The organism is Methylobacterium sp. WL18 (assembly GCF_008040015.1).
Taxonomy (GTDB): domain Bacteria; phylum Pseudomonadota; class Alphaproteobacteria; order Rhizobiales; family Beijerinckiaceae; genus Methylobacterium; species Methylobacterium mesophilicum.
Genome location: NZ_VRVD01000723.1, coordinates 1 through 2,159 on the forward strand (window position 1 = coordinate 1; position 2,159 = coordinate 2,159).

The following is a 2,159-nucleotide window of genomic DNA, read 5'->3' on the forward strand; positions in this document are numbered from 1 at the left end:
GCCCTGACCCGGGTGGGCGCCGCGCCGCGCCGGCTGGAGCGCCTAGAATCGCTTGTCTTCGAGGCCGTGCTGCCGGCCCTGCGCCGCCGGGAGCCGATCCGCCGCACCCTGGCGGGGGTTTTGGTCGCAACCGATTCCGCCGGCACGGTGAGTCTGGCGCCGGCCCCGCTGCGCCGGCACAAGACCGCTGTTTGACGGATAGATGCTGCCCTCGCCGCAGGGGGGACCGGCTTACTTGGCAAGGAAGGCCCCCCCGCCTACATTGGCGAGGTGTGCACGGATGGACCGGCAAAGCCGCGCGATGTGTCCGTCTAGGGGGCCGCACGCACCAAGGATCGATCGATGAACCCGAATTTTCGCAACTTTGCCTTGTGGGTCGTCATCTTCCTGCTGGTGCTGGCCCTCGTCACCCTGTTCCAGAACCCGGGTCACCGGGGCGGCGGCAGCGAGATCGCCTACAGCCAGCTCCTCAACGACGCCGATTCCGGCAAGATCCAGTCGGTGGTGATTTCCGGGCAGGACGTGTCCGGCACCTATGTCGGGGGCGGCAACTTCACCAGCTACGCCCCCAACGACCCGAGCCTGGTCTCCAAGCTCCAGGGCAAGGGCGTGACGATCACCGCCCGCCCGCCGTCGGACAACACCCCCTGGTTCATCCAGCTGCTCGTGAGCTGGCTGCCGATCCTCGTCTTCATCGGCGCCTGGATCTTCCTGTCGCGCCAGATGCAGTCCGGCGCCGGCCGGGCCATGGGTTTTGGCAAGTCGAAGGCGAAGCTCCTGAACGAGGCCCATGGCCGCGTGTCCTTCGATGACGTCGCCGGCGTCGAGGAGGCCAAGGAAGACCTCCAAGAGATCGTGGAATTCCTCCGCGACCCCCAGAAGTTCCAGCGGCTCGGCGGCCGGATCCCGCGCGGCGTGCTGCTCGTCGGCCCGCCCGGCACCGGCAAGACCCTGATCGCCCGGGCGGTCGCGGGCGAGGCCAACGTGCCGTTCTTCACCATCTCGGGCTCCGACTTCGTCGAGATGTTCGTGGGCGTCGGCGCCAGCCGCGTGCGCGACATGTTCGAGCAGGCCAAGAAGAACGCCCCCTGCATCATCTTCATCGACGAGATCGACGCCGTCGGCCGCCATCGCGGCGCCGGCCTGGGCGGCGGCAACGACGAGCGCGAGCAGACCCTGAACCAGCTCCTCGTGGAGATGGACGGGTTCGAGGCCAACGAGGGCGTCATCATCATCGCGGCGACCAACCGCCCCGACGTGCTCGACCCGGCGCTGCTGCGTCCGGGCCGGTTCGACCGCCAGATCATGGTGCCGAACCCGGACGTCACCGGCCGCGAGCGCATCCTGCGGGTCCACGTCCGCAAGGTGCCGCTGGCCCCCGATGTCGACCTCAAGGTGATCGCCCGCGGCACCCCCGGCTTCTCGGGCGCCGACCTGATGAACCTCGTCAACGAATCGGCGCTGCTGGCCGCCCGTCGCGGCAAGCGCATCGTGACGATGCACGAGTTCGAGGACGCCAAGGACAAGGTCATGATGGGCGCCGAGCGGCGCACCCTGGTGATGACCGAGGACGAGAAGCGGCTCACCGCCTATCACGAGGGCGGCCACGCCATCGTGGCTTTCAACGTCCCGGCCACCGACCCGGTGCACAAGGCGACCATCATCCCGCGCGGCCGTGCCCTCGGCATGGTCATGCAGCTGCCCGAGCGCGACAAGCTCTCCATGAGCTTCGAGCAGATGACCTCGCGGCTGGCGATCATGATGGGCGGCCGCATCGCTGAGGAGATGACCTTCGGCCGGGACAAGGTGACCTCGGGCGCCCAGTCGGACATCGAGCAGGCGACCCGGCTCGCCAAGATGATGGTGACCCGCTGGGGCTTCTCGCCCGAGCTCGGCACCGTGGCGTACGGCGAGAACAACGACGAGGTCTTCCTCGGCATGTCGATGGGCCGGCAGCAATCGGTCTCGGAATCGACCGCCCAGAAGATCGACGCAGAGGTCCGCCGCCTGGTCGAGACCGGCCTCGAGGAGGCCCGGCGCATCCTGGCCGAGCACAAGGACGACCTGGAGGCGCTCGCTCAGGGGCTGCTGGAATACGAGACGCTCTCGGGCGACGAGATCCGCAACCTGCTGAAGGGCCAGCCCCCGATCCGCGACGG

General features: G+C 68.6%; 1 protein-coding gene and 1 pseudogene. Both read left to right on the top strand.

Annotated features, from left to right (window positions below):
- Positions 1-195, top strand: a pseudogene (locus FV228_RS34470) (tRNA lysidine(34) synthetase TilS); the annotation flags it as partial.
- Between the two features lie 147 nt (positions 196-342).
- Positions 343-2,159: ATP-dependent zinc metalloprotease FtsH (gene ftsH, locus FV228_RS27500; RefSeq protein WP_147857407.1), on the top strand; the 1,817-nt coding region annotated here is incomplete at its 3' end.